The organism is Anaeromyxobacter sp. (assembly GCA_016718565.1).
Taxonomy (GTDB): Bacteria; Myxococcota; Myxococcia; order Myxococcales; family Anaeromyxobacteraceae; genus JADKCZ01.
Map to the genome: position 1 here is coordinate 178,004 of JADKCZ010000005.1, position 26,282 is coordinate 204,285.

At 76.9% G+C, this 26,282-nt stretch carries 20 protein-coding genes and 1 pseudogene; 11 read left to right on the forward strand and 10 right to left on the reverse strand.

The genetic code is table 11. The features are described 5' to 3' along the window. Nucleotides 1-14 precede the first annotated feature (14 nt). The 4 genes from IPO09_13265 to IPO09_13280 all read left to right on the forward strand — a co-directional run bounded on the left by IPO09_13265 (nt 15) and on the right by IPO09_13280 (nt 5,166). Nucleotides 15-617, forward strand: coding sequence for a phosphatase PAP2 family protein (locus IPO09_13265; protein MBK9518292.1), 603 nt, complete (start codon nt 15-17; stop codon nt 615-617). Between the two features lie 3 nt (nt 618-620). After that, nucleotides 621-2,555 carry a hypothetical protein gene (locus IPO09_13270; GenBank protein ID MBK9518293.1) on the forward strand — a complete coding sequence of 645 codons (1,935 nt, stop codon included), beginning with the start codon at nt 621-623 and terminating at the stop codon, nt 2,553-2,555. A gap of 92 nt (nt 2,556-2,647) precedes the next feature. After that, complete coding sequence (locus IPO09_13275) at nt 2,648-3,835, forward strand: glycosyltransferase (protein ID MBK9518294.1); 1,188 nt, start codon at nt 2,648-2,650, stop codon at nt 3,833-3,835. Beyond that, on the forward strand, nt 3,832-5,166 hold the full coding sequence (locus IPO09_13280; GenBank protein ID MBK9518295.1) for a hypothetical protein: 1,335 nt from the start codon (nt 3,832-3,834) through the stop codon (nt 5,164-5,166). Before IPO09_13275 ends, IPO09_13280 begins: the two co-directional genes overlap by 4 nt. A 13-nt stretch (nt 5,167-5,179) precedes the next feature. Here the strand turns inward: IPO09_13280 and speB are convergent, their stop codons facing one another. The 3 genes from speB to IPO09_13295 are packed head-to-tail and all read right to left on the reverse strand — an operon-like array spanning nt 5,180 to nt 7,445. Further along, a complete protein-coding gene (gene speB, locus IPO09_13285; GenBank protein ID MBK9518296.1) occupies nt 5,180-6,124 on the reverse strand; it encodes an agmatinase in 945 nt (314 codons plus the stop codon). After that, complete coding sequence (locus IPO09_13290) at nt 6,121-6,921, reverse strand: 1-acyl-sn-glycerol-3-phosphate acyltransferase (protein ID MBK9518297.1); 801 nt, start codon at nt 6,919-6,921, stop codon at nt 6,121-6,123. Before IPO09_13290 ends, speB begins: the two co-directional genes overlap by 4 nt. Continuing rightward, nucleotides 6,921-7,445 carry a GNAT family N-acetyltransferase gene (locus IPO09_13295; GenBank protein MBK9518298.1) on the reverse strand — a complete coding sequence of 175 codons (525 nt, stop codon included), beginning with the start codon at nt 7,443-7,445 and terminating at the stop codon, nt 6,921-6,923. Before IPO09_13295 ends, IPO09_13290 begins: the two co-directional genes overlap by 1 nt. Nucleotides 7,446-7,614: 169 nt before the next feature. Between IPO09_13295 and IPO09_13300 the strand changes: the two genes are divergently transcribed. Beyond that, nucleotides 7,615-8,421 carry a metallophosphoesterase gene (locus IPO09_13300; protein MBK9518299.1) on the forward strand — a complete coding sequence of 269 codons (807 nt, stop codon included), beginning with the start codon at nt 7,615-7,617 and terminating at the stop codon, nt 8,419-8,421. A gap of 72 nt (nt 8,422-8,493) precedes the next feature. Here the strand turns inward: IPO09_13300 and ppk1 are convergent. Further along, nucleotides 8,494-10,599 (reverse strand): annotated as a pseudogene (gene ppk1, locus IPO09_13305) (polyphosphate kinase 1). A gap of 163 nt (nt 10,600-10,762) precedes the next feature. Between ppk1 and IPO09_13310 the strand changes: the two are divergent. The 5 genes from IPO09_13310 (at nt 10,763) to IPO09_13330 (ending at nt 19,345) form a co-directional block, all read left to right on the forward strand. Then, complete coding sequence (locus IPO09_13310; protein MBK9518300.1) at nt 10,763-12,262, forward strand: Ppx/GppA family phosphatase; 1,500 nt, start codon at nt 10,763-10,765, stop codon at nt 12,260-12,262. A 138-nt stretch (nt 12,263-12,400) separates the two neighbouring features. Beyond that, nucleotides 12,401-13,594 carry a sensor histidine kinase gene (locus IPO09_13315; protein MBK9518301.1) on the forward strand — a complete coding sequence of 398 codons (1,194 nt, stop codon included), beginning with the start codon at nt 12,401-12,403 and terminating at the stop codon, nt 13,592-13,594. Beyond that, the gene (locus IPO09_13320; protein ID MBK9518302.1) at nt 13,591-14,205 is read left to right on the forward strand and encodes a response regulator; all 615 of its coding nucleotides are present in this window, start codon (nt 13,591-13,593) and stop codon (nt 14,203-14,205) included. Before IPO09_13315 ends, IPO09_13320 begins: the two co-directional genes overlap by 4 nt. Then, nucleotides 14,202-16,505, forward strand: coding sequence for a DUF839 domain-containing protein (locus IPO09_13325; protein MBK9518303.1), 2,304 nt, complete (start codon nt 14,202-14,204; stop codon nt 16,503-16,505). The genes IPO09_13320 and IPO09_13325 overlap by 4 nt, the downstream gene beginning before the upstream one ends. Nucleotides 16,506-16,774: 269 nt before the next feature. After that, entirely contained in the window at nt 16,775-19,345 is a 2,571-nt protein-coding gene (locus IPO09_13330) for a tetratricopeptide repeat protein (protein MBK9518304.1), read from the forward strand. Nucleotides 19,346-19,406: 61 nt separating this feature from the next. On the opposite strand, the gene radC is transcribed toward IPO09_13330, so the two are convergent. Genes radC through dapC form a run of 4 tightly spaced genes read right to left on the reverse strand, consistent with a single transcriptional unit; the run spans nt 19,407 to nt 23,255 of the window. After that, nucleotides 19,407-20,063, reverse strand: coding sequence for a DNA repair protein RadC (gene radC, locus IPO09_13335; GenBank protein ID MBK9518305.1), 657 nt, complete (start codon nt 20,061-20,063; stop codon nt 19,407-19,409). A 47-nt stretch (nt 20,064-20,110) separates the two neighbouring features. Beyond that, nucleotides 20,111-21,187, reverse strand: coding sequence for a succinyl-diaminopimelate desuccinylase (gene dapE, locus IPO09_13340; protein ID MBK9518306.1), 1,077 nt, complete (start codon nt 21,185-21,187; stop codon nt 20,111-20,113). 44 nt (nt 21,188-21,231) lie between these two features. Beyond that, complete coding sequence (locus IPO09_13345; GenBank protein ID MBK9518307.1) at nt 21,232-22,056, reverse strand: 2,3,4,5-tetrahydropyridine-2,6-dicarboxylate N-succinyltransferase; 825 nt, start codon at nt 22,054-22,056, stop codon at nt 21,232-21,234. Beyond that, complete coding sequence (gene dapC / locus IPO09_13350; GenBank protein MBK9518308.1) at nt 22,053-23,255, reverse strand: succinyldiaminopimelate transaminase; 1,203 nt, start codon at nt 23,253-23,255, stop codon at nt 22,053-22,055. The genes IPO09_13345 and dapC overlap by 4 nt, the downstream gene beginning before the upstream one ends. Here dapC and sthA point away from each other — a divergent pair. Next, nucleotides 23,254-24,657 carry a Si-specific NAD(P)(+) transhydrogenase gene (gene sthA, locus IPO09_13355; GenBank protein ID MBK9518309.1) on the forward strand — a complete coding sequence of 468 codons (1,404 nt, stop codon included), beginning with the start codon at nt 23,254-23,256 and terminating at the stop codon, nt 24,655-24,657. The two genes, dapC and sthA, sit on opposite strands and share 2 nt — an antisense overlap. Before the next feature lie 81 nt (nt 24,658-24,738). Here sthA and IPO09_13360 read toward each other — a convergent pair whose 3' ends face one another. Both IPO09_13360 and IPO09_13365 read right to left on the reverse strand, forming a co-directional pair. Then, the gene (locus IPO09_13360; protein MBK9518310.1) at nt 24,739-24,960 is read right to left on the reverse strand and encodes a hypothetical protein; all 222 of its coding nucleotides are present in this window, start codon (nt 24,958-24,960) and stop codon (nt 24,739-24,741) included. Nucleotides 24,961-25,107: 147 nt separating this feature from the next. Beyond that, nucleotides 25,108-26,280, reverse strand: coding sequence for a hypothetical protein (locus IPO09_13365; GenBank protein MBK9518311.1), 1,173 nt, complete (start codon nt 26,278-26,280; stop codon nt 25,108-25,110). Nucleotides 26,281-26,282 lie beyond the last annotated feature (2 nt).

Sequence of the window (26,282 nt, forward strand, 5' to 3'; positions counted from 1 at the left end):
AGCTCGCGCTCGCGATGGAAGCCCTCCGAGACCTGAGCCCGCTGCCCCGCCTGGACGCGGACGTGGCGGCCACCCCCGACGGCGACGACTCGCCTGCCGGCGACTGGTTCACGCGGCTCCTCGAGTGGGACGAGGCCACCCTCCTCGCGGCGCGCCGCTGGCGCACCCCGGGGCGGACCCTGGCCGCGCGCCTGCTCACCCGGCTCGGGGACGCCTCGAGCTGGACGGTCATCGGGCTCGGCTTCTTCGCGACCTCCACCACCACCGGCACCACCCTCGGCCTCAGGCTGGCCGTCGGCGCCGGCCTGGGCACCCTGCTCTCGCAGGCGCTCAAGCGGACCCTCACCCGGACCCGCCCCGACCTCGCCATCGACGGCTTCGAGCCGCTGGCCCGCAACCCCGATCGCTTCAGCTTCCCCTCCGGCCACACCACCGCCGCCTTCGCGGTGGCGGCCGCCTTCGCCGGCGCCCCCTTCGGCCTCGGGCCGGCGGCGCTGGCCCTGGCGCTCGGCATCGCCGCCTCGCGCGTCTACCTGGGCGCCCACTACCCGCTCGACGTGGCGGCCGGCGCCCTGCTCGGCACGCTCTCCGGGCTGGTGGCGCACCTGGTCGGCTGACCGGTGACCCGGCACCCCGACCTCGACGCCCACGGCGACGTGGGGGCCCTGCCCTTCCGCCTCACCGGCGCGGTGCGCCGCGCCCTGGCGGCGCACGCCCGGCTGGCCTTCGTGACCCGCCTGCTCCGGCACGCCGCCGCCCAGGCCGAGCAGCCGGCGCTCGACCCGCTGGACCTCTCGGCCGAGCGCGAGGCCGCCGGGCTGGACGACGCCACCCTCGACGACGTGGTGGCCGGCTGCCGCCTGGTCGACGGCGCCTTCCGCCTGCCGCAGGCGGCGCGCCTCCTCCGGCTCCTCATCGAGGCCGTGGAGGCGCTGGTGGTGCCGCTGGCCGTGGCCGACGCCGAGGGCCGGCGTGGCGGGGCCACCGCCTTCCACGAGCGGTCGCGCGCGCTGCTCGACTCCCTGCCGGCCCTGGAGGGCGACCTGGTCCCGGAGCGCTGGCTGGAGCTGCTCTCCGGCGACGGGCCCGAGGGGCTGCCCCGCCTGGCCGCCGACCTGCGCACCGCGCTCGAGGTGCTGCAGCGCTCGCTGGCCCAGGAGGACGTGGCCGGCGCCACCGCCTTCGGCCTGGAGGGCGAGGACCGGGGACACCTGGCGGCCTTCATGGCCGGGCTCAACCGGACCGCGCCGCTCAAGCTCGACCAGCCGGGCCTGGCCACCCTGGCCTCCCGGAGCGGCGGCGACCTCTTCGTGCAGGTGGAGGTGGTGCCGGACGAGCCGCACGTCCTCACCGTGCAGGTCGACGGGCTCACCTGCCACCTCGCCTACCTCGACCCGCACCTGCAGCGCGTCCGCTTCTTCCAGGGGCTGCTGGCCTCGCACGGGCTGGCCTGGACCGAGACCCGCGCCCGCGAGGCGCGCGGCGCCGACGGGCGGGAGACCCAGTACCACGCGGGCGCCCGGCTCACGCTGCCGGACGAGGCGGCCCTGGCCCGCTTCCTCGAGGCGCTGGGCAGCCGGCTGGTCTTCCTCATCGACTGGAACCGGGCCCGCAAGCGGCTGCGCAGCTTCGTGGACGGCCCGGCCAGCCTGGACCTGCTGCGCTGGGCCGCCGACCAGGGCGTGGGCCACCGCGCCTTCCTGGCGCTGGGCGGCGAGCGGCTGGTCTACGAGGCCATCGAGGGGGCCTCCCCCACGCCGGTGCGCTACGGCCAGCGGCTCGACGAGCTGCTGGGGCGCGAGGCGGCGGTGGACTTCCTGCGCTTCGTCTTCCGGGCCGCCTCCGACGGGCTGCAGCGCGGCCGCTCCGAGCGGTTCATCCGCGACGAGATCCGGGCCGATCTGCTGGGCCGCTTCGAGACCCTGGAGCACGGGGTGCTGGCGCTGGCCTCCGAGCACGCCCTGCTGGTGGCCGAGTTGGCCGGCGCGGTGCGCGACACCCTGGCCTTCGAGGCCGGCGCCGATCCGGCCCTGGCGCGCCGCGCCGCCGACTGGGAGTCCCGCGCCGACGGGCTGGTGGAGCGGGTGCGCACCCTGGCGCGGCGCTCCCCCCGCGCCAAGCTCTACGCCCGCCTGCTCGGCGAGGCCGACGACGTGGCCGACGACCTCGAGGAGGCGGCCTTCCTGCTCACCCTGCCCCCGGCGCGCGCCGGCGGGCCGGCCCGCGACGCCCTGCGCCCCCTGGCGGCCCACCTGGTGGCCGGCGCCGCGGCCTGGAGCGAGTGCCTGCGCGCCTCGGCCCACGTCACCCGCGGCGGCGCGCGGGAGGACCTGCAGACCTTCCTGGAGGCGGTCGACCGGCTGGTGACCCTGGAGCACCAGACCGACGAGGCGGAGCGGGCGGTGACCGGCCTGCTCTTCGGCGAGGGCGTCGAGCCCCGCCAGCTGGTGCTCTTCCTCCGGGTCGGGCAGGCGCTGGAGCAGGCCGCCGACGCGCTGGCCCGCGGCGCCCTGCTGCTGCGCGACCACTTCCTCACCGAGGTGATGACGGGCTGAGGCCGGGCCGACCCGCCGGCCGCCCCGGCGAGTTCGCAGGATCGTCGCACGCCGCACGCGGGATCGTCGCGCGGCCCGGGCAGCCTGGCGCCATGGCCCACGCGCTCGCGCTCACCCTCCTCGCCGCCGCCGGCCTGGGGACGGCCCTGCTGCTCCTGCAGCTGGCCGCCCTGCGCCGCCACTTCCGGATCCCCGCCGCGGCACCGCGCGGGCGGCCCGGCGTCTCGGTCCTCAAGCCCCTGTGCGGCGTGGACGACGACCTGGCGGCGAACCTGGAGTGCTTCGCGGCGCTCGACTGGCCCGACTACGAGGTGCTGCTGGGCGTGCGCGGCCCGGAGGACGCGGCCTGCCCGGTGGCGCGCCGGCTGGTGGCCCGCCACCCCGGGCGCTTCCGGCTGGTCTTCCAGCGCGGCGAGCCCGGGCAGAACCCCAAGGTGAACCAGCTCATCACGCTGGCGCGCGCGGCCCGCCACCCCATCCTGGTGGTCTCCGACTCCAACGTGCGGGTCGAGCCGGGCTACCTGGCCGAGATCGCCGCCTTGCTCGAGGACCCCGGCGTCGGGCTGGTCACCCACGCCATCGTGGGCGTGGGCGAGCGCCGCCTCGGCTCCCTCTTCGACGCCCTGCACCTGGCCGGCAGCGTGGCGCCGGGCGTGGTGGCGGCGCAGGCGCTGGCCGGCCAGGACATCGTGGTGGGCAAGTCGATGGCCTTCCGCCGCGAGGACCTGGCGGCGCTGGGCGGCTTCGAGGCGGCCAAGGACGTGCTGGCCGAGGACTTCGTGCTGGGGCGCCGGGTCTCGCAGGTGCTGGGCAAGCGGGTGGCGCTGGGCCACCGCCCCATCCAGAACGTCAGCGTGGGGCGCGGGGTGGGCGACTTCCTGGGCCGCTACGGCCGCTGGGCGGTGCTGCACCGCACCGTCACCGGGCGGCTGGTCCACCTCTCGCAGGCCTGCCTGAACCCGGTGCTGCTGGGCGCCGCGGCGGTGGCGGCCGATCCGGGGGCGGCCACCCTGCTGGCCTTCGGCGGGGTCTGCGCCGCCAAGATGGCCATCGACGGCGCCTGCGGCCGGGTGCTGCGGCCGGGCGGCTTCCGGCTGGGCCAGCTCGGGCTGGTGCCGGTCAAGGACCTGGTCTACGGGCTGGCCTGGGCGCGCGGCCTGGTCCGCAGCAGCGTCACCTGGCGGGGCACCCGCATCCGCGTCCGCGCCGGCACGCGCATCGAGGCGGCGGGCCTCGAGGCCGGGGCCGAGGCGCTCGACCCGGCGCCGCGCGCCTCATGACCCACTGGCGCGCCCAGGCGGCGCCCCTGGTGGTGGCGGCCGAGATGGGCTACGGCCACCTCAGGGCGGCGCTCCCCCTGGCCGACGCGCTGGGCGTGCCGCTCCTCCTGGCGGACCGGGCGCCCCTGGCCGGGCCGCAGGAGCAGGCCCAGTGGGACCGGGTGCGCGGGGCCTACGAGCTCACCTCGCGCCTCTCCCAGCTGCCGCTGGCCGGCGGCCCGCTGCGGTGGGCGCTGGACCAGCTGACCGGCATCCCGGGCCGCTACGCCGAGGCCGACCTGACCGGCCCCACCGGCGGCCTGCGGCTGGTGGAGCGGCTGGCCCGGCGCGGCCTGGGCGACGGCCTGGTGACCGCGCTGCGCGAGAGCGGGCGGCCGCTCCTCACCACCTTCTACGTGCCGGCCCTGGTGGCCGACCGCGCCGGGCTGGAGAGCGACCTGTGGTGCGTGGTCACCGACACCGACGCCAACCGGGTCTGGGCGCCCGTCGACGCCGCGGCCACCCGGCTGCGCTACCTGGTGCCCACGCCGGACGTGGGCCGCCGGCTGCGGCAGTTCGGCGTGCCGCCCGACCGCATCCACTTCACCGGCTTCCCCCTGCCCCACGAGCTGGTGGGGGGCCCGTCCTACCCGGCGCTGCGCCGCAACCTGGCCGGGCGGCTGGTGCGGCTCGACCCGCACCGGGCCTTCCGCCGCGAGGTGGGCGACGACGTGGCCGCCTTCCTGGGGCCGCTCCCGGCCGCGGAGGAGGGCCGGCCCCCGCTGCTCACCTTCGCGGTGGGCGGCGCCGGCGCCCAGGCCGAGCTGGCCAGGCGGTTCCTGCCGTCGCTGCGCCCGGCGGTGGTGGAGGGGCGGCTCCGGCTGGCCCTGGTGGCCGGGGTGCGCGGGCCGGCGCGCGACGCGCTGCTCGAGGCGGTGGACCACGCGCGGCTGGGCGCCGCGGTGGGCTTCGGGATCGAGCTGCTGCACGACCCCGACCTGGCCACCTACGTGCGCCGCATGAACGAGCTGCTGGCCCGCACCGACGTGCTCTGGACCAAGCCGAGCGAGCTCACCTTCTACGCCGCCCTCGGCCTGCCCATCGTCTGCGCCCCGCCGGTGGGCGTGCACGAGCGGCGCAACCGGCGCTGGGTGCGGGAGAGCGGCGCCGGGTTCAAGCAGCGCGCCCCGGAGCGGGCCGGGGCCTGGCTGCTCGACCTGGTGGCCGAGGGGCAGCTGGCCGCGGCCGCCTGGTCGGGCTACGTCCGCCTGCCCAAGGGCGGGCTCTACCGCATCCTGGAGACGGTGCGCGGGCGCGCCGAGGCGGGGGAGGCGGCCCGCGCCCTGGGGTGAGCGGCGCCGGCCCTCACCCCCGCGCCAGCGCCGCCAGCGCCAGCCCCTCGAAGAGCAGGTGGGCCGCCAGGTGGCAGGTCAGGTCGGCGTGGTCCAGCGCCGGGCAGACCTCCACCAGATCCATGCCGACCAGCCGCACCCCGGCCAGGCCGCGCAGGAGCGCCAGCAGCTCGCGCGAGGTGAGCCCGCCGGGCACCGGGGTGCCGGTGCCCGGGGCGAAGGCCGGATCGAGGACGTCCACGTCGAGCGACAGGTAGAGCGGCCGGTCGCCCACCGCCTGCCGCACGGCCCGCGCCACCGCGTCGGCGCCCGCGGCCGCCAGCTGGTCCGGCGTCACCAGGCTGGCGCCGTGCTCGGCGCCGAGGTCGCCGTCGCCGGCCGTGCCCCAGGGGCCGCGGATCCCCACCTGGTGCAGCTGCCCGGGCAGGACCAGCCCCTCCTCGACGGCGTGGCGGAAGGGGGTGCCGTGGTGGAAGGCCTCGCCCCAGACCTCCGGGCCGCTGGTGTCGAGGTGGGCGTCGAGGTGCAGCACCGCCACCGGCCCGTGGCGGCGCGCCACCGCCCGCAGCGCCGGCAGCGCGATGGAGTGGTCGCCGCCCACCAGGAAGGGCACCGCGCCGGCGCCCACCACCCGCGCCACCTCGGCCTCGACGCGGGCGCGCACCGCCGCCCCGTCGAAGGGCGGGAAGACCACGTTGCCGCCGTCCACCGCGGCCAGCCGCTCGAAGACCATCAGCTGGTGCAGCGGGTGCCAGCCCTGCACGAAGGCGCTGACCCGCCGGACGTGGAAGGGGGCGAAGCGGGCCCCGGGCGAGGCGGTGGTGCCGCCGTCGTAGGGCACGCCGAGCAGCACCGCGCCGGTGCCCTCCGGCAGGGGCGCCGGGCGGGCCACCGCCGGCAGGCGGAAGAACGGGACCTGGCCGTGGGCCAGGTACTCCAGGGCCGCCTGCTGGCTCACGGCAACCCCTCCAGCAGCGCCGCCACCCGGGCTCGCACCTCGGCGGCCACCTCGGCCGCGTCGGCGTGGCTGGTGGCCAGCACCGGCTCGCCGAAGCGCAGCGCCACCCGCGAGGCGCCGCGCGCCGCCAGGCGGAGGTAGTGCGGGAGGAAGGTGGCGTCGCCGGTCCAGGCCAGCTCGGCCGGCTGGTAGCGCAGCGCCACCGGCACGGCCGGCACGCCCAGCCGGGCCGCCAGCCCGAAGAGCCCCTTGTGGAAGCGCAGCACGCCGGCGCCGTCGGTGGTGGTCCCCTCGGGGAAGTTGAGCACCGGCAGGCCGGCGGCGAGCGCCACCTCCACCTGGCGCAGCACCCGGAGGCCCGAGCCCTGGTCGCCGCGGGCGTGGAAGATCACCCCCAGCAGCCCGGCCAGCCCGCCCACCAGCGGCCAGCCGCGCACGTCCAGCTTGGAGATGGGCGCGCAGGGCACGCTGGCCGCCACCACCAGCGGGTCGAGCCAGCTGACGTGGTTGCAGGCCAGCAGGAGCGGCCCGGGCGGCAGGCCACCCTGCACGTCCACCGCCACCCCGTGCAGCCGCAGCGCCGCCCGGCAGCCGTCGCGCAGCACCCGGGCCCGCTGGCGCGCCGGCGAGGGGACCGTCAGGCCGGCCCGCAGCGCCAGCCGGTCGGTGGCCCCGCCCCGCCCCACCCCGCGGGCGCGCGCCGCCACCAGGGCCGCGGTGGCGCCGGTGGCCGCCAGGCGCGCCCCGGCCCGCACCACCCCCACCCCGCCGGCCGCGGCCGCCGCCAGCGCCGACATCAGGCCACTCCCTGCAGCGGCTCGCGGTCCACCAGGCCGAGCTTCTCCATCCGGCCGCGCAGCCGCTCGAAGCCGCCCCGGTCGATGCGCGACACCAGCCGCCGGTCGCCGGGGCCGTAGAAGTCGTCGCGGAAGCCCTGCTCGGTGGCCCCCAGGGCGGCGTGCAGGGAGCGGGCCTGCAGGTTGTCCTCCTTGACGGTGAACCAGACCGAGTCCACCCGGTCGAGCAGGGCCGCGGTGAGCGCCCGCAGGAGCTGCAGCGCCACCCGCGACCCCTGGCGGCCAGGGGCCACCGCCAGCGTGGTGCAGTAGGCCTCGCGCCCCTTGAGGAAGCAGAGCACGTAGCCCACGATGCGGCCGCCCTCCAGGGCGGCGAAGCAGCTGTCGGGGAAGAACTCGCAGCAGAGCCGCACGTAGTAGGCGCCCAGCACCCCCTCGCCGGCGGCGCCGAAGACCTCCTCCTCGATCGACATGAGCGCGGCGAAGTCGTCCTGGCGAAGCTGCCTGATCTCGCGGTGGGCCATGGGGTTCCTCCTCGGGTGTGAGGGGAGCGTGCCGCCCCGGCGTGACGGGGCGGTCGCGGCCAGGCGACGGGTCGGTGGCGCCGTCACAGTTCACCCGGCCGAGCGGCGGCGGTCGCCGGGCCGTCACCGGCGGCGTGTTGACTGCCGCGCGAGCCAAGGAGGCGAACGCGTGCACGGCACCCTGGTCCACCTCTCCGATCTGCACCTCGGCCGCGGGCCGGCCGAGGCCGTCGCGCTGCGCCACATGGTGAGCGCCATCCTGGCGGCGCGGGTGGACCAGGTGGTGGTCACCGGCGACGTCACCGACCACGGCCGCCTCGACGAGCTGGCCACCTTCCGGCGGCTCACCGCCCCCATCGCCGACCGGCTCACGGTGGTGCCGGGCAACCACGACCGGCTCGGCGAGGACGCCGGCCGGCGGCTCATGAGCGGCCGGGTGGCGGTGGAGCGGCGCCCCGGGCTGCACCTGGTCCGCCTCGACTCCACCGCGCCGCACAACCGGCGGCTGCTCGACAGCCACGGCCTGGTGACCGCGGCCGACCTCGACGCGGTGGAGGCGGCGCTCTCCGGGGCCGGGCCCCGCGACCTGGTGGCGGTGCTGCTGCACCACCACGTCCACCCCCTGCCGGGCGACGACCTGTGGGAGCGGCTGGCCGGCCTGGTGGGCCTGCCCTGGACCGCCGAGCTGTGCGCCGGCGCGGCCCTGCTGTCCCGCCTGCGCGGGCGCTGCGACCTGGTGCTGCACGGCCACCGCCACGTGCCGGCCGAGCGGCTCCTCGACCCCGGCGCGGCCCGCCCGCTGCGGGTGGCCAACGCCGGCTGCACCCCGGCGCTGGGGCGGGCCCGCCTCTTCGTGCACGCGGACGGGCGGCTCACCGGCGAGGGCTGGCTCACCGCCGGCGCGGCCCGGCCGGCCGTCACGCCGGTGCAGGCCGCCGCGGCGGACCTGGGGGCGGACGTGGCGGCGGCGGCCTAGCTGCGGCCCCTGGTCGGGCCGCTCCGGCGGCGGCGCCACCCGCAGCGCCGGTGGCCCGGGCGCCGGCCGCCCGCGGGTGGCCAGCTCCACCAGCTCCTGCTGGCTGCGCACCATCCCGGGCGCCGGCGGATCGCGCAGGTAGCGGCCGTCGGCCTGCAGCCGCCGGGCGCGCGCCGTGTCCTTGAGCGCCAGCCCGAGCACCTCGTCCACCAGGCGCGCCTTCAGCTCCGGCGCCTCCACCGGGAACATGACCTCGACGCGGGTGTTGAAGTTGCGCGGCATCCAGTCGGCGCTGGAGAGGAAGCACTGGGCCTCCGGCCCCACCCCGAAGGCGAAGACCCGGCTGTGCTCCAGGAAGCGGTCCACCACCGAGACCACCCGGATGCGCTCGGAGAGCCCGGGCACCCCGGGCTTGAGGCAGCAGATGCCGCGGATCAGGAGGTCGATCTCCACCCCGGCCCTGGAGGCCGCGTAGAGGGCGCGGATCACCGGCGGGTCCACCAGCGCGTTCATCTTGGCCACGATGCGGCAGGGCTCGCCGCGCTCGGCCTTGGCCCGCTCGCGGTCGATGAGCCTGAGGATGCGATCCTGCATGTCGCCCGGCGCCACCACCAGCTTGTTCCAGCGGGGCGGCTCGGCGTAGCCGGTCAGCACGTCGAACAGGTCGGCCACGTCCTCGCAGAGCCCGGAGTCCACCGAGAAGAGCGACAGGTCGGTGTAGCCGCGGGCGGTCTGCGGGTTGTAGTTGCCGGTGCCCAGGTGCACGTAGCGGCGCAGCCTGCCGCCCTCGCGCCGCACCACCAGGGCCATCTTGCAGTGGGTCTTCAGCCCGGGCACGCCGTACACCACGTGCACGCCGGAGTCGGCCAGCTTGCGGGCCCAGCGGATGTTGCGGTCCTCGTCGAAGCGGGCCTTCAGCTCCACCAGCGCCGTCACCTGCTTGCCCTCCTCGGCGGCGTGGGAGAGCGCCCGCACGAAGGGCGAGTCGCCGCCGGTGCGGTACATGGTCTGCTTGATGGCGATGACGTCCGGGTCGTCGGCCGCCTCCTCGATGAAGCGCACCACCGGGTCGAAGCTCTCGTAGGGGTGGTGCAGCAGCTGGTCGCCGCGGGCCACCGCCTCGATGACCGGGGTCTCCTCGTCGAAGGCCGGCGGCACCACCGGGGCGTGCGGCGGCACCCTGAGCTCGGGGCGCAGGTCGGCGTCGGCCAGGGCCGCCACGTCCTGCATCTCCAGCGGGCCGGTCACCGGGTAGACGTCGGAGGGGCCCAGGGTCAGCTCGTCGGTGAGCCGGGCCACCAGCACGTCGGGCGCGCCCGCCCCCACCTCCAGCCGCACCGCCGCGCCGCGGTCGCGCTTGCGCAGCTCGTCCTGCACGGTGGAGAGCAGGTCCTCCGACTCCTCGTCGTCGATGTCGAGGTCCCAGTTGCGGGTCACCCGGAAGATGGCCCGGTGCACCACCGCGAACCCCGGGAAGAGCTCGCCGGCGTGGTCGGCGATGATCTCGTCGAGCAGCCCGTGGGCCAGCCCGGCCGCGCTGGGCAGCTTCACCAGGCGCGGCAGCACCGCCGGCACCTGCACCACCGCCAGCAGCTCCTCGGCGCCCTTGGTCTTGCGGCGGCCGCCGCGGCGCAGCAGCAGCGCCACGTTGAGCGACTTGTTCTTGAGCTGCGGGAAGGGGTGGCCCTGGTCCACCGCCAGCGGCGTGAGGGCCGGGCGGATCTGGGCGTTGAAGTGGGCCCGGGCCGCCGCCACCTGGTCCGGCGTGAAGTCCTTGGGCGCCGGCAGGAAGAGCCCGGCCTCGGCCAGGCGGGGCAGGAGGTCGTCCCGCCAGGTGGCGCACTGCCGGTCGATGAGGGCGTGGGCCTTCGCCGAGACCGCCTCCAGGGCCTCGGCCGGCAGGAGGCCGTCCACCGAGATCTTGGCCACCTGGTTGGCCAGCTGCTTCTTCATGCCGGCCACCCGGACCATGAAGAACTCGTCCAGGTTGGAGGAGACGATGCCGAGGAACTTGACCCGCTCCAGCAGCGGCAGCGAGGGATCCTGCGCCTCCTCGAGCACCCGCTCGTTGAAGGCCAGCCAGGAGAGCTCGCGGTTGAGGAAGAGGGCCGGATCGGGGGTCTCGGCCTGGCGCTTCTCGGCGTCGGCGGGGACGGAGCTGGGAAGGATGGGGGACATTGGGGGGTGCCGGGGCGCCAGGGGGCGCTGCCCGTCCTTCGAGCATGGACCGGCGACGGCGCAGGAACGAGCTTTCCAGCGTGACAATTCGGTGTCCGACCCTTGCGGGGGGGCCGCCGGCGCGCACCCCGGCCCGTCCGGCTGGGGCTAGACTGCGCGCCGCATGAAAAACGGCTCGGACCGGCTGCTCGCCGCCATCGACGTGGGGACCAACGCCGTCCGGCTGGAGATCGCGCGGCCGCTCCCCGACGGCACGCTCGAGACCATCCACCAGGAGCGAGACCCCATCCGCCCCGGCGAGGGGGTCTTCACCAGCGGCGTCATCGCCAAGCCGGTGGCCGACCGCCTGCTGGCCACGCTGCGCCGCTACGCCGCCCTGTGCCGCCGCCACCACGCCCGGGTGCGGGCGGTGGCCACCAGCGCGGTGCGCGAGGCGCGCAACCAGGCGGAGATCGTCCGGCGGGTGCGCCTCGAGACCGGCCTCTCGCTGGAGGTGGTGTCGGGGCGCGAGGAGGCGCGGCTCATCTGCCTGGGCGTGCTCGAGGGCCGGGCCGCCAGGGCCCGCAGCCTGGTGCTGGACATCGGCGGCGGCTCCACCGAGGTGGCCTTCGGCGTGGGCGAGAAGCCCTCGGCGCTCCACTCGGTGGCGGTGGGCGCGGTGCGGCTCACCGAGATCTTCGGCACCTCCGGCAAGGTCTCGCCGGAGCGGCTGGCGGTGATGCGCTCCTTCGTGGCCGAGGCCTTCCGCGACCAGCTGCCCGGGGGGCTGCCGCGCGCCGGCGTGGCCCTGGGCAGCTCCGGCACCATCAACGCCATCGTGGCGGCCGGCTCGGAGTCGCGCCGCCTGACCCGGCGGCGGCTGGAGAAGACGGTGACCGAGCTGGCCGGGCTCAGCCTCTCCGAGCGGCGGCGCCGCTTCGAGCCCAGGCGGGCCGAGATCATCGTGGCCGGCGCCGTGATCCTCGAGGCGGCCATGCGCCACCTCGGCCTCGACGCGGTGGTGGCGGTGGACACCGGCCTGCGCAACGGCGTGCTGCGCGACCTGGCCCGCCGCACCCCGGCGGCGGCGGCCATGGCGGCCGAGCAGCGCACCCGCTCGGCGGCCGCGGTGGGGCGACGCTTCGGCTTCGACGAGAAGCACGCCCGGCAGGTGGCCCGGCTCTCGCTGCAGCTCTTCGACCAGCTGGCGGCGGTGCACGCCCTGCCGGCCTCGGCGCGCAGCCTGCTCGAGGCCGCCGCCCTGCTGCACGACGTGGGGCACGCCGTCTCGCCGCAGCGCCACCACAAGCACACCCTCTACCTGGTGCAGAACGCCGACATCGCCGGCTTCTCCGACCAGGAGCGCCACCTGGTGGCGCTGGTGGCGCGCTACCACCGGCGCACCCCGCCCGACCGCACCCGGCCCGACCTGGAGGGGCTCTCCGCCGCCCAGCTCAAGCTGGTGCGGCAGCTGGTGGCCATGCTGCGGGTGGCCGACGCGCTCGACCGGAGCCACCACCAGCCGGTGACCGACCTGCGCGCCGCGACGCGCGGACCGCTGGTGCGGGTCTCGGCCCGCACCCGCGCCGCCATCGACCTCGAGCTGTGGGACGTGGCCCGCGAGGCGGCCTACTTCCGCTCGGCCATGGGCAAGCGGCTGGAGGTGGCGGCGACGCGGCGCTGATGAGGCCGGGGTCGCGCCGGGGTGGGGGGAAAGGTGCGTGGCGCGCCCACGAGGGCCCGCCGCCTCCGGCTCGCCTCCCCGATCGTTCGCCGGCTCGTCACAGCCGGGGGCGCCCAGGTGGGGCAGGCTGGTTGACCCATGCCTGCCGGCCCAACCTACCAGGACGACGTCAGCGGCCAGCCCGTGGGCGGGCTGCTGGTCTCGAAGGGCGAGGTCTCGCCGCGCCAGCGGACCCGGGAGGTGGCCGAGCGCTTCTTCGCCGACCCGCAGCTCGAGGCGCTGGCGCTCACCGAGGACGGCCGGCCGGTGGGGCTCATCACCCGGCCCCGGCTCTTGCTCACGCTGGCCCGCGGGTTCGGGTACGAGCTCTACGCCCGCAAGCCCATCGGCCGCATCGCCGACCCGGCCCCGCTCGTCGTGGCGGAGGGCACCGACGTGGTGGCGGCGGTGGACCTGGCCCTGGCCCGGCCGCCCGGGACGGTCTACGACGAGGTGGTGGTGGTGGACCCGGCCGGCCGCTACCGCGGCCTGCTGCCGGTGCGCCAGCTGGTGCTGCACCAGGGGTACGCCCTGGCCCGCAGCGCCCTGCAGCGCGAGGCGGCGCTGGCCCGCTCCTCGGACCTGGAGAAGCTCGATCGGCTGCGGTCCCAGTTCCTGGCCCACGCCACCCACGAGCTGCGCTCGCCGGTGAACGTGGTGGTGGGCGTGGCCGAGCTGGTGCGGCGCCACGCCGAGAAGGGGGCCTGGCACCAGGTGGCGGAGCGCCTGCCCCTGCTGCAGCGGTCCGCCGCCACGCTGCGCGCCACGGTCAACAACATCCTCGACCTCTCCAAGCTGGAGGCCGGCCGGGCCGAGGTGTCGCTGGCCCGCGTCGAGCTCAGACCCATCCTGGAGGACGTGGCCGACATGGCCCGCCTGCTGGCCGGCGAGAAGCCGGTGCCGGTGGTGCTGGAGCTCGACGAGGCGCCCGACGTGGTGGTCAGCGACGGCCAGAAGCTGCGCCAGATCCTCACCAACCTGGCCTCCAACGCCGTCAAGTTCACCGAGCGGGGGCGCGTCGTCATCGGCGCGGCCGCCCAGCCGGGCGGCCTCCGGCTCTGGGTCACCGACACCGGCGTGGGGATCCGCCGGGAGGACCTGGACCGCCTCTTCACGCCCTTCGGGCAGCTCGCCGACGCCCTGGTGAAGCAGCACGAGGGCACCGGCCTCGGCCTGGTCATCACCCGCTCCATGGCCCACCTGCTCGGCGGGCGCATCGAGGTGGCCAGCCGGCGCGGCGCCGGCTCCACCTTCACCGTCCACCTGCCCTGCCCCGAGGAGGGGCCACCATGACCACCGCCCGCGTGCTGCTCGTCGACGACGACCGCTCCCACCTCCTCACCACCAAGGAGCTGCTCGAGGACGAGGGCTACCAGGTGACCGTCCAGCTCGGACCCTTCGGCGCCACCGAGCGGATCATGACGACCCGGCCGGACCTGGTGCTCCTGGACGTCAACATGCCGGCCCTCTCCGGCGAGGCGCTGCTGCCGCTGCTCAAGGCGCGCCAGCAGACCCGCGACGTGCCGGTGGTGCTGCACAGCTCCAACGACGAGGACGCGCTGCGCCGCTCGGCGTCGCGGCTCGGCGCGGCCGGGTACGCCTGCAAGGGCGACGTGCGCGGCCTGCTCAGGGTGATGGAGCAGGTGCTGGCGGCCCGCCCCGCCCCGGCCCCCGCCGCCGCCCCCGGCGCCGGCGACCACCCCGCAGCGTCGCCGCGACCCCTGATCGTCACGCCCTCGGCGCAGGCCCGCCGCCTGGGCGGCGGCGGTCCCTGGACGACACGCCCCGCCCGCGCCGCCGACACCGCGGCGCCCCACAGCCTTCACGCAACCGCTGCGGTGTCCGCCGGCCGCCTGCCGCATCGTGTGGGCGTCCACTTCAGGACCGGAGGTCACCTTCCATGATCCGCAGCCCGCTCACCGCGGCCCTGGCGCTCGCCGGGATCGCCCTCTCACTCGCCGGCTGCGCCGGCGACACCGGCGCCGCCGGCCCGGCAGGCGCCAACGGCCCCACCGGTCCTGCCGGCGCGACCGGCCCCACCGGTCCCGTCGGCCCGACCGGCCCGGTCGGTCCCACCGGCCCGGTCGGTCCCACCGGCCCGGTCGGCCCCACCGGCCCTGCGGCCGCCACGCCCCCCGGCCCCAACCTGCCCTCGATGGTCGCCCTGGCCTACACCGGCGCCGGTGACCTCCCCACCCACGTGAAGGGGCTGGTCGCCGACGTCGCCGCCGGCACCCGCACCGCCGCCTCGGCCTTCGTGGCGGCCACCTCCACCGACGACCTGCGCGCCCTGGCCGGCGTGTCGCCCAGCGTGGTGATCTCCTGGCTCGACCCCATCGCCTTCGGCACCACCGCCTCGACGCCCCGCTTCGGCGCCAACAACGACTACATCGCCTACTTCGGCGACGGCTGGGACGCGGTGGCGGGCACCCCGCCGCAGTGGAACGGCTCGGGCACCGCGGGCTGGGTCTTCGTGAACCACGAGTACATCTCCAACGGCGGCCCGAGCCTGACCGCCGCCCCCACCGGCCAGCACCTGCAGCTGGCCCGTGAGCTGGCCCGCCTCGGCGTCCTCACCAACGACGTGACCAAGGCCTTCGACGCGGCCTCGCTCTCGACCTACACCCGCGAGTACAAGCGGCAGCTCGGCGGCACCTGGATGCGCATCGTGCAGGACCCGGCCACGCTGGCGTGGCAGGTGGACCTGACCGCCGCCAACAAGCGCTACGACGCCACCAGCGACACGCTCTTCGCCGTCACCGGTACCGTGGTCGGCTCCGGCATCGGCAGCCTCGACGACGGCACGGCGCTGCCGGCCGGCGTCATCCCCGGCACCGCCTCCAACTGCTCGGGCGCCCAGACGCCCTGGGGCACCGTCCTCTCCGGCGAGGAGAACCCGCAGGACATCGTGGGCGACCTCGAGCCGGTCTGGAACTCCTCCAACCAGTTCGTGGCCGCCAAGGGCTTCGACCCGGGCGCCAACGTCACGTTCAACTACGCGGCCGATCCCGCCTCGGCCTTCGGCCAGAACCCCACCGCCACCGCCGTGCACCCCAAGGACTACCTCGGCTACCTGACCGAGATCGACCCGGGCGTGGCCGCCGGCGAGTACTCCGGCAAGACCACCCCGGGCACCGGCCACCGCAAGCTGGGCGCCTTCGGCCGTGCCCGCTGGGAGAACGCCACCTTCGTCACCGACGCCGACTGGAAGCTCCCCGCCGGCAAGCAGGTCGTCATCTACGCCGGCGACGACCGTCGCAGCGGCCGCATCTACAAGTGGGTCTCCGCCCAGCCCTACACGGCCGGCATGACCAAGGCCCAGGCCCGCGCGCTGCTCGACACGGGCTCGCTCTACGTGGCCCAGTTCGACGGCGTGGACAACCTCACCGGCCTCAAGATCCTGCCGGCCGGCGGCGGCGCCGCGGTGACCCCCACCGAGACCACCCGCGGCGCGGGGCGCTGGCTGCTCCTCTCCACCACCTCCACCGACGTGGCCCCCAACGCCGGCGCCGGCACCTTGCCCGCCGGCACCACCATCGGCGACGCGCTCAAGAGCACCACCTGGAACGGGCTGGGCGGGTTCCCGGACGACGACGCCATGCGCCGCGCCCTCTTCACCGCCTCCAACAAGATCGGCGTGATGGAGCTCAACCGGCCCGAGGACCTGGAGTGGAACCCCAGGGACCTCTCGGGCACCCCGCGCCTCTACGCGGCGCTCACCAAGAACGGCACCCGGCCGGCGCTGAACCAGGCCGGCCTGCTGACCGCCAGCCAGCCGGTCCGGCCGGATCCCTACGGCTCGATCTGGGCCATCGAGGAGGCCAACGCCTCGGATCCGGTGGCGTCGTCCACCTTCACGTTCTGGATCCCCTGGGCCGGCACCCCCGGCGCCACGCTGCACGATGCCTCCTGCCCCGACAACCTCGTCATCGACGGCGCGGGCGGGGTCTGGTTCGGCACCGACGGCAACTACGCCACCAACAAGACGTCCGACGCCGTCTACTACCTGGACGTCGATCCGGCGCACCGGGCCGGCCAGCCGGGCGTGACCAGCGCCACCTACGGCCTGGCCTTCCGCGTGGCGTCGGTGCCGAGCGACGCCGAGGCCACCGGGCCGGCCTTCTCCTCCGACATGCGCACGCTCTTCATCAACGTGCAGCACCCGGGCGAGGACGCCTTCAGCGCCTGGCCCCGCGGCAAGTAGGCGCTCCGTGGCCTCACCCGCGCCGGCGCAGACCGGCCGGCGCGGGGTGATGCGGCGCGGCCGCCGGTGACCCGGCGGCGAGACTCGAGGGGCGGGCCCGGCCAGGGTCCGCCCCTGCTGCTGTGGCGACCTGGCCGACCGGGGCGCCGCCGCCGCGGCGGCGACCGCTTCCCTACCCGCCCCCACACGCGGCAGGCCGCCGCGCCTGTGCCGGGGCCGGTGCGTCAGGGCCGGTCGCACCGCGGGCGCGTGCTACCCTCACCCCGCGCGTGGCCCCCTCCCTGGTCGAGAAGTACGAGAAGATCCTCGCCGCCGATCCACGCTCCCGGGTCTTCGTGGAGCTGGCGCGGGCGCTCGTGGAGCGCGGCCAGCACGCCCGCGCCGTGGAGACCTGCCGCCGCGGGCTGGAGCACCACCCTGGCTCCATCCTGGGGCGCGTCACCTGGGGCCGGGCCCTGCTGGAGGCCGGCGACGCCCGCGGCGCCCAGGACCAGTTCGAGATCGCCATCGGCATCGACCCCGCCAACCCCTACGCCTACAACCTGGTGGGCGACGCGCTGGTGAGTCGAGGGCGCTACCGCGAGGCCTTGCCCGTGCTGGCCCGCGCCGCCGAGCTGCAGCCGGCCGACGCCCGCCTGAAGGCGCTGCTCGAGGAGGCGCGGCAGCGGGCTCGCGCCGGCACGGCGAGCGCGCTGCCGGCCGCCGCGGAGCCGCCGCCGGCCGAGGTGCTCCCCGCCGACGGCGCGCCGCCGCCCGCCGCGCCACCCGCGCCGCCGCCCGCCCACACCGACCGCTTCGAGCAGGTCGGCGCTCCGCAGGCGGCGCCACCGCCCCCCCCGGCGCCACCCCCGGCGCCGCCCCCGGCCGTCGAGGAGAGCACGCTGCTGCTCTCGTTCCCGGCCGATGGCGAAGAGACGGAGGTGTGGGAGGAGGAGGAGGGGGAGGAGCAGGTCCCGCTCGCCGCGCTCCAGGCCGAGGACGACCCGGACCACGAGCCGCGCCAGCCCGGGCAGGTCGAGCCGGGCTCCAAGGCGCCGGACCCGGACCCACGCGCCGAGCCGCCCGGCGCCGCCCCCGCCGCCGCCGCCGCGCCCCCCGTGCTGCCCCGGGTGGCCGGCCGCCCCGGCCCCGCCGCGAGCCACTCCGCGCCGGCGAAGGCCTCCCGCCCCGCCGCGCCCACGGCGGCCGAGGCGGCGCGCATCGCCGCCGCCTACGAGCAGGAGCTGCGCGCGCAGGCCGCGCGCCGCGCCCAGGACGCGCCGCCGCCGCCGCGCCACCGCGCCCTGGTGGCCGGGGTGGTGCTGCTGGTGGTGGCCGGCGCCTCGGCCTGGGCCTACCTCGCCGTGCGCGAGCGGACCCGCACCGAGGTGGCCACCCGGGCCGTCGAGGCCGCCCGCGCCGGCCTGGCCCGCGACACGCTGGCCTCGCTCGAGCGGGCGGCCGAGGTGCTGGCCTCGGCCCGGGCCGAGCCGCCGCGCTCCGAGGCGCTGCACGGGCAGCTCACCTCGCTGGCGGCCCAGGTGGCGGCGCTGCGCGCGGCGGATCACGGCCACGCGCCGTCCCGGGCGCTGGCCCTCGACCTGGCGTTCCAGCACGAGGTGGGCGAGGGCAGCCTGGTGGTGCGAATGCTCCTGGTCGAGCGGCCGGAGGAGCGGGCCGCCGCCGAGGCCGCCGTGCTGGGCGCCCCGCCGGGCGACGCGCCGCTCCTGCAGCGGCTGGCCGGCCGGATCCTGCTGGCGCGCGGCGAGGTGGCCGGCGGGCGCGGCCGGCTCCGCATCGCCGCGCAGGCCACGCCGCCGCTGCTGGGCGCGCTCGCAGAGCTCGGCGACAGCCACCTCACCGGCGGCGAGCCGGAGCAGGCCCTGCCCTACTTCGAGGCCGCCCTGGCGGCCCACCCCACCCACCCCGGCGCGGTGGTGGGCGCCGCCGAGGCTCGGCTGGCCCTGGGGCGTCCGCTCGAGACCTCGCGGCGCGAGCTCCTGGCCGTGGAGCAGGATCCGGGCAGCGCCCCGCCGGCCGCGGCGAAGCGTCGCTTCGAGGTCACCTTCTCCCGCGTGCTGGCCGCCACCGGCGAGATCACCGCCGCCTCGCGCCGGCTCTCGCTGGCCGCCGCCGCGCTGCCCGAGCCGGCCGGCCTGCAGGCGGAGCGGGCCCGGCTGCTGCTGGCCGCCGGCCAGCCCGAGGGGGCCGAGGAGGCGGCGGCGCAGGCGGTGCGGCTGGCGCCCGGCGTGGCCGAGCACCTGGTGCTCCTGGCCCGGGCCCAGCTGGCGCTGCACCGCGACGGGGCGGCGCTCGAGACCCTGCGGCGCGCCGACGGGCGGGAGGCCTGGCTGTTCCGCGGCGTGGCGCTGGAGCGGCTCGGCCAGCACGCCCAGGCGCGCGCCGCCCTGGAGCGCACCGCCCGCGCCGGCCGGCTGACCACCGAGGCCGCCACCTGGCACGCCTTGACCGGGCTCGGCACGGGGCGGGGGGCGCAGTCGCTGGCGCTGCTCGAGACCCTGGCCGCCGCCCCCGACGCCACCGCCCTGGTCCACGCCGCCCACGGCCGCGCCCTGGCCGCCGCCCGCCGCTTCGAGGAGGCCGAGGCCGCCTGCGCCCGGGCCGTGGAGCGCGCCGCCACCGCGCCGGAGGGGCCGGTCTGCCTGGGCGCGGTGCGGCTGGCCGCCGGCCGGCGCGCCGAGGCCGTCGCGCCGCTCACCCGGGCGCTGGAGCTGGATCGGCGGGATCCGGAGGCCAAGGGGCTCCTGGCGGCGGCCCAGGCGCCCGAGCCGAAGCGGGTCGTGAAGGGCGGCGCCAAGCGGGCCCCGGCCAAGGCGAAGCCACCGGCCAGGCGCCGCTGACGCGGGGGCCTCACCCGCCAGGCCCCGCGGCGCCGCTCCTCCGCACGGCGTCCAGCCGCCCTCAGCGCCGCCAGCGTCCGGCCTCCACGAACGAGTAGTACCCGCCCGCCGCCACGATGACGTGGTCGCGCGCCAGCACCCCCACCAGCTCGGCGGCGGCGCGCAGCCGCTCGGTCAGGTCGGCGTCCTCGGGGCTGGGGGCGGGATCCCCGCTGGGGTGGTTGTGGGCGAAGACCACCGAGTGGGCTCCCTCGCGGACCGCCGGCCGAAGCGCGTCCCTCGGCGACACCGGGCACTGGGTCAGCGACCCCTCCGCCACCTGCACCGTGCGCAGCAGCCGCCCGCGCACGTCGAGCAGCACCACGTGGAACCCCTCCCGCTCGGCGTGGGCGGCGTGGCGCAGGAGCTCGTGGACCCGGCCGGGGTCGAGGCAGCGCTCACCCCGGCGCGGCGGCGCCCAGCCGGAGCGGCGCCCCAGCTCGAAGGCGGCCGCCACCGCGGCGGCGCGGGCCTCGCCCAGGCCCGGCCAGCCGGCCACGGCGTCGGCCGGCGCCCAGGCCAGCTCGGCGAGCGGCACGGCCTCCAGCAGCGCCAGCGCCGTGGAGCGCGCCGAGCGGCCGGCCGAGCCGGTGCCCAGGATCAAGGCCAGCAGGTCGGCGTCGGAGAGCGAGCGTGGGCCGTCGGCCAGGAGCCGCTCGCGGGGTCGGTCGGAGGACATGCCGTCCCGCCAGAGCAACCGGCGTGCCGCGGGGCGCTCCGGCCCCCTCAGCGCCGCAGGAACCGCTCGTAGACCCGGTACCCCTCCGCCAGCGCGGCCACCTCGATCCACTCGCCGCGCTGGTGGGCCTGGGCGGTGGCGCCCGGGCCCAGGTTCACCGCCGGGATGCCGTGGGCGTGCAGGCGGGCCACGTCGGTCCAGGCCTGCTTGGGCTCGGCCGGCACGCCGGTGCGCTCCAGCAGGCGCCGCACCAGCGGGTGGTCGCCGAAGGCCGGGCAGGCGGGCGAGAGGTCGGTGAGCTGCACCTCGGCGCCGTGGCGCGCGCCCAGCGCCGCCAGCTCCGCCGCGGCGTCGCCCAGGGCCTTGTCGGGCGCGAAGCGGAAGTTGAGGTTGAGCCGGCACTCGTCGGGCACCACGTTGCGGGCCCGCCCGCCGTCGATGCGCGTCACCGTGAGCACCTCGCGGTAGGCCTGCCCGCCCGAGCGCGCCTCCCGCGGCGGCCGGGCGTGCAGCTCGGCCAGCAGCGCGCCGGCGCGGTGCACGGCGTTGTCGCCCTGCCAGGGCCGGGCCGAGTGGGCCGCCCGCCCGCGGAAGGTGAGGGTGGCGTGGATGGAGCCGACGCAGCCGAGCTGCAGCCGGTTGTCGGTGGGCTCCAGGCACAGCGCCAGCGCCACGTCGCGCAGCTCCGGCGCGGCCGCCAGCACGTCCTCCAGCTCGTTCTCCAGGTAGGGCCCCTCCTCGCGCGCGTAGAACACCAGCACGAGGTCGCAGAAGCGCTCCGCCGCCGGCAGCGCCTCGCCGAGCGCCATCATCAGCGCCAGCCCGCCCTTCATGTCGGAGGCGCCCGGCGCCACCAGCCGCCCACCCTCGCGCCGCGGCCCGCCGCGGTCGTCGGCGTGCACCGGCACGGTGTCGAGGTGGCCGCACAGCGCCACCAGCGGGCGCCTCGGCCCCGCCGCCGCGGGCGGGTCCACCTGGACCACCAGCGAGTCCTTGACGCGCCGCACGGCCGGGAAGCGCCGCCCCGCCCAGGCCTCGACCTGGTCGCACAGCACCCGCTCCTCGCCGATGGGCGAGAGGTAGCCGCACAGGCCGGCGGTCCGCTCGGCCAGCAGCTCGGCCAGCGCGCGGTCCGCCTCGGCGCCCGACCCGTCCGCCGGCCCGCTGCTCACACCTGCACCTCGAAGTCGCGCAGCGCCTGGTTGAGCGAGACCTTCTTGTCGGTGGAGGCGCTGCGCCTGCCCACGATGAGGGCGCAGGGGATCTGGTAGGTGCCGGCCGGGTACCGCTTGGGCCGCGTGCCCGGGATGACCACCGAGCGCGCCGGCACCCGGCCCTTGTAGACCACCTCCTGCGGGCCGGTGACGTCGATGATGGGCGTCGAGCCGGTGATGGTCACGTTGGCGCCCAGCACCGCGTCCTCCTCCACCAGCACCCCCTCCACCAGGATGCAGCGCGAGCCCAGGAAGACGCCGTCCTCCACGATGTTGGGGCGGGCCCCGGGCGGCTCGAGCACGCCGCCGATGCCGCAGCCGCCGGCGATGTGCACGTTCCGGCCCACCTGGGCGCAGGAGCCCACCGTGGCCCAGGTGTCCACCATGCTGCCGGTGCCCACCCGGGCGCCCACGTTGACGAAGCCGGGCAGCACCACCACGCCCGGCTCGAGGAAGCTGCCGAAGCGCACCACCCCGCCCGGCACCAGCCGCACCCCGGCCGCCTCCAGGTCCTTCTTGAGCGGGATCTTGTCGCGCGTCTGGAAGGGGCCGAAGTCGGTGGTCTCCATCGAGGTGATGCCGAAGTAGAGGTTGACCGCCTGCATCAGCCAGGCGTTCACCCGCCACTCGCCGTCCACCTTCTCGGCCACCCGCACGGCGCCGCGGTCCAGGCCGTTCATGGCCTCCATCACCGCCGCCCGGTAGGCCGCGTCGGCCAGCCTGGTCCGGTCGGCGAACGCCGCCTCGACCTTGACCCGCACCTCGTCGAACCCGCTCATGGCTCCGCCTTCCGCCAGGCCTCGATGGCCTGGCCACACTCGTCGAGGGTGGGCACCAGCGCCACCCGCACGTACCCCTCGCCCGCGCCGAACGCCGTGCCCGGGGCCACCACGATGCCGGCCTCCAGCAGCCGGAGCGCGTAGCCGGCCGCGTCGAGCCCGGCCGGCACCCTGACCCACAGGTAGAGGGTGGCCTCCGAGCCGTGCACCTCCAGGCCGCGCTCGCGGAAGAAGGCCAGGAAGAGCTCCCGCTTCCTCGCGAAGATGGCCCGGCGCTCGGCGGCGTGGTGGTCGTCGCCCCAGGCGGCGGTGGCCGCGGCGGTGACGAAGTCGGGCGAGGCCACGCCGGGGTGCGAGCGCAGCCGCTTCAGGATGGCCACCAGGTCGGCGTCGCCGGCCACGAAGCCGGAGCGGTAGCCGGTCATGCCGCTGCGCTTGGAGCAGGAGTGGATGGCCAGCACGTTCTCCACCTGCACCTCGAGCATGGAGCAGGGGGGCGCGCCGAAGTAGACGTCGGCGTAGCACTCGTCGGAGACCACGATGAAGCCGTGGGCCCTGGCGGCCGCGCCGACGCGCTCGAGGTAGTCGCGCGGCGCCAGGGCGCCGGTGGGGTTGTGCGGGTAGCTCACCCAGAAGAGCAGCGTCCGGTCCAGCACCTCGGCGCCCAGCGCCTCGGGCTCCACCAGGAAGCGGTTGGCGGCGGTGAGCGGCACCTTGAGCGGCGACAGCCCGGCGAAGCGGGCGCCCACCTCGTAGGTCGGGTAGCCCGGGTCGGGCATCACCACCGTGGTGCGGCGCGGGTCGCCGCAGAAGGCGAACGGCAGGTGGAAGATGGTCTCCTTGGCCCCGGTGGCCGGCAGCACCTGGCGGTCCGGGTCGAGCGACACCCCGAAGCGGCGCGAGAGGTAGCCCACCACCGCCTGGCGCAGGGCGGGCGTGCCCATGGGGCTCGGGTACTGCGAGGTCTCGGGCACGGCGGCGCGCAGCGCCTCGCGCAGGAAGGGCGGGGTGGGCTCCCGGGGATCGCCCAGGCCGAAGTCGAAGAGCCGCTTCCCCTCGGCGCGCAGGCGGGCCTTGCGCTCCTCCAGGGCCACCATCAGGTTCTTCTGGAGCTGCCCCAGGACGGGGTTCTCTGGGGGGGCGCGCACGGGCGGCGAATTATGCCCAAGAGCGGGAAAACACGCTATGAGCGGACCCATGCTCCGCTACGACGTGGTCGTGATCGGATCGGGCCCGGCGGGCGAGAACGGCGCCCTCCAGGCAGCGGCCCTCGGCAAGAAGGTGGCGCTGATCGAGAAGGAGGCCGTGCCCGGCGGCGCCTGCGCCAACACCGGCACCATCCCCTCCAAGGCGCTGCGCGAGACCGCCCTGGCCATCCAGCAGGCGCGCAGCCGCGACGCCCACGGCATCGAGCTCAAGGTCTCCGCCACCGTGACGGTGCCCGAGCTGATGGGCCGCCGCGGCCTGGTGACGGCCCGCGAGCACAGCCGCATCCGCGACGGCCTCTCCCGCGCCGGGGTGGAGTCCTTCCGGGGCAAGGCCAGCTTCGTCGATCCGCACACCGTCCGCATCACCACCCCGGGCGGCTTCGGCATGCAGGAGATCGGCGCCGAGGTGGTGCTGCTGGCCACCGGCACCCGCCCCTTCCACCCGCCGCAGTACACCTTCGATCACGCGCGGGTCTACGACTCCGACACCATCCTGATGCTGGACCGGGTGCCCCGCTCGCTGGCCATCCTGGGCGGCGGCGTGGCCGGCTGCGAGTACGCCTCCATCTTCGCGGCGCTGGGCGTGCACGTGCACATCGTGGACTCCAAGGACCGGCTGCTGCCCTGGCTGGACGCCGAGATGTCGCTGGCCATGCAGGAGTCCTTCGTCACCGCCGGCATCGAGCTGCACCAGCGGCTGCGCGCCACCCGGCTGGAGCCGGGCGAGCGCGACGTGCTGGTGACGCTCTCCACCGGCTCGCGCATCGTGGCCGAGAAGGTGCTGGTGGCCGGCGGCCGCGTCGGCAACGTGGAGGCGCTCAACCTGGAGGCGGCCGGCCTGGCCGCCACCGAGAAGGGCATCCTGGAGGTCAACGAGCACTACCAGACCAAGGTGCCGCACGTGTACGCGGCCGGCGACCTGGTGGGCTTCCCCGGCCTGGCCTCGGCCTCCATGGAGCAGGGGCGCGTGGCCATGCTGCACGCCTGCGGCGGCGTCCGCTCCAAGCTGGCGGAGCTGCTGCCGGTGGGCATCTACACCATCCCGGAGGTCTCCTGCGTCGGCGAGACCGAGGAGCAGCTCTCGGCCAAGTTCGTGCCCTACGTGGTGGGCAAGGCCAGCCTGATGGGCAACGCCCGCGCCAACCTGATCGGCGAGGCGGTGGGCTTCGTGAAGCTGCTGGCCTCCAAGGCCGACGCCAAGATCCTCGGGGTGCACTGCATCGGGCCGCACGCCTCCGAGCTGGCCCACCTGGGCCACGCCGTGATGGCGCTGGGCGGGGACCTGCACTACTTCGCCGAGGCGGTCTTCAACTACCCGACGCTGGGCGAGGCCTACAAGTACGCCGCCTTCGACGCGCTCGACCGGCTGCAGGGGCGCACCCCCTCGCCCTGAGGGTCGCCGCCGCCCACGAAATGAACGGGGCGACCTCGCGGCCGCCCCGTCCCCCCTCCCGCTTCGCTCACGCGAGGCGCGTCACTGCAGGTGCCGGGCCTCGAGCTGGTCCATGGGGACGTCGAGCAGGCGTCCGTTGGGCAGCAGGTTCGACGGCACCGGCTTCGCGGTGGCCGCGAGCTGGTAGCGCTCGCAGCGGTCGAAGCTGCCGTCGCAGTAGTAGGCCTGCCAGAGCCGGAGCGACGCCTTCACCGTGAACTGGGCGAAGAGCGGGCAGGCGCTGACGCGGGGGCACGAGAGCATGCGGTGAGACGCCTCCTAGACCTGCCGAGCGTAGGGGGAGCCGCACTCCGGGAGAATCCCCGGCCCGCCCGACGCGGCAAGACGTCGCAGGGGCTGGCCGGACCCGGCCAGGCGCCTGCCGCGGCGCGTCAGCGGCGGTCGGCGGCGCTACCCGAGCCGCGCCCGCGCCTGCGACAGCGCGGTGTGCACCTGCTCGAGCGCCCGCTTGGCCGCGTCCAGCTCGTCGCGGTCGCGGCGCAGCCCCACCAGCTCGGCGTGCAGCCCGTCCCGCTCGCGCGACAGCTCGCCCAGGGCCGCCCGCAGCCGCGCGCCGTCGGTGGCGGCGTCGCGCAGGTCCTCGGTGAGCCGCTCCACCTCCAGCTCGCGGTCGGCCCGCCGGCGCGCCTCGTCGTCGGCGCGGCGCGACACGTCCTCCAGCAGCCGGGCCCGCTCCTCGTCGAGGGCGGCCACGGCCTGGGCGCGCCGCAGCGCCTCGTCGCGCTCGGCCTCCAGGCCGTTCAGCTCCGCCAGCAGGTCGGCCAGCACGCCGCGCTTCTGCTCCAGCTCGCCCTCGGTGGCGCGCAGCCGCTCGCCGGCGCCGCGGGCCTCGGCGGCGGCGCGGCTGGCCTCGCCGCGGGCCGCGTCCAGGTCGGCGCGCAGCGCCTCCTCGCGCTCGCGGGCGCGCGCCAGCTCCTGCTCGAGGTCGCGGGCCAGGCCCAGCACCTTCTCGGCGGCCCGGGCCGGGTCGCCGGGGGCGGGCTCGACGCGCACGGCCGGCCTGGCGGCCTCGGCCACCCGGGCCTTGATCTTGTCGAGCCGGGCGCGCCGGGCGCCCACGTCGTCGGCCGGCGCGGCCGCCTCGGGCGCGGCGGCCAGGGCGGCGGCGATGCGGGAGGTGGCGCTGGTGATCTCGGCACCCCTCACCCCGGCCCTCTCCCCGGAGGGGAGAGGGGGAGCAGACGTGGAGGCCTCGGCGCCCCTCACCCCGGCCCTCTCCCCGGAGGGGAGAGGGGGAACAGCACCCGGGGTGGAGGCCAGGGGCCCTGCGCCTCCTCCCTCTCCCCCACGAAGTGGGGGAGAGGGTCGGGGTGAGGGGGCGCCGCTCGCCCCTGCCCGCTCCGCGGAGGCGGTCGCCACCGGCGCGGCGGCCGCGGCGGCCGCCTGCGCCGCCAGCACCAGCGCGGCCGACGGGTTCGACTCGGCGCGCGGCGAGGTGAAGGGGACGCGCACCATGTGCGGCGCCTCGTCCACCTGCCCCTCCAGGTCCAGGGTGGCGTCCGGCGCGGCGCTCTTGAGGCGCGGCTTCAGCTTGGGGACGTTGGCGTCGAAGGCCTTGCGCATGG

Coding starts and splice junctions, on each gene's coding strand:
- dapC (MBK9518308.1), bottom strand. CDS start 23,255: ATGGGTCCGCTCATAGCGTGTTTTCCCGCTCTTGGGCATAATTCGCCG.
- IPO09_13265 (MBK9518292.1), top strand. CDS start 15: ATGGAAGCCCTCCGAGACCTGAGCCCGCTGCCCCGCCTGGACGCGGAC.
- IPO09_13280 (MBK9518295.1), top strand. CDS start 3,832: ATGACCCACTGGCGCGCCCAGGCGGCGCCCCTGGTGGTGGCGGCCGAG.
- radC (MBK9518305.1), bottom strand. CDS start 20,063: ATGTCCTCCGACCGACCCCGCGAGCGGCTCCTGGCCGACGGCCCACGC.
- IPO09_13365 (MBK9518311.1), bottom strand. CDS start 26,280: ATGCGCAAGGCCTTCGACGCCAACGTCCCCAAGCTGAAGCCGCGCCTC.
- IPO09_13325 (MBK9518303.1), top strand. CDS start 14,202: ATGATCCGCAGCCCGCTCACCGCGGCCCTGGCGCTCGCCGGGATCGCC.
- IPO09_13295 (MBK9518298.1), bottom strand. CDS start 7,445: ATGGCCCACCGCGAGATCAGGCAGCTTCGCCAGGACGACTTCGCCGCG.
- IPO09_13315 (MBK9518301.1), top strand. CDS start 12,401: ATGCCTGCCGGCCCAACCTACCAGGACGACGTCAGCGGCCAGCCCGTG.
- IPO09_13290 (MBK9518297.1), bottom strand. CDS start 6,921: ATGTCGGCGCTGGCGGCGGCCGCGGCCGGCGGGGTGGGGGTGGTGCGG.
- IPO09_13275 (MBK9518294.1), top strand. CDS start 2,648: ATGGCCCACGCGCTCGCGCTCACCCTCCTCGCCGCCGCCGGCCTGGGG.
- IPO09_13310 (MBK9518300.1), top strand. CDS start 10,763: ATGAAAAACGGCTCGGACCGGCTGCTCGCCGCCATCGACGTGGGGACC.
- IPO09_13360 (MBK9518310.1), bottom strand. CDS start 24,960: ATGCTCTCGTGCCCCCGCGTCAGCGCCTGCCCGCTCTTCGCCCAGTTC.
- IPO09_13320 (MBK9518302.1), top strand. CDS start 13,591: ATGACCACCGCCCGCGTGCTGCTCGTCGACGACGACCGCTCCCACCTC.
- IPO09_13345 (MBK9518307.1), bottom strand. CDS start 22,056: ATGAGCGGGTTCGACGAGGTGCGGGTCAAGGTCGAGGCGGCGTTCGCC.
- sthA (MBK9518309.1), top strand. CDS start 23,254: ATGCTCCGCTACGACGTGGTCGTGATCGGATCGGGCCCGGCGGGCGAG.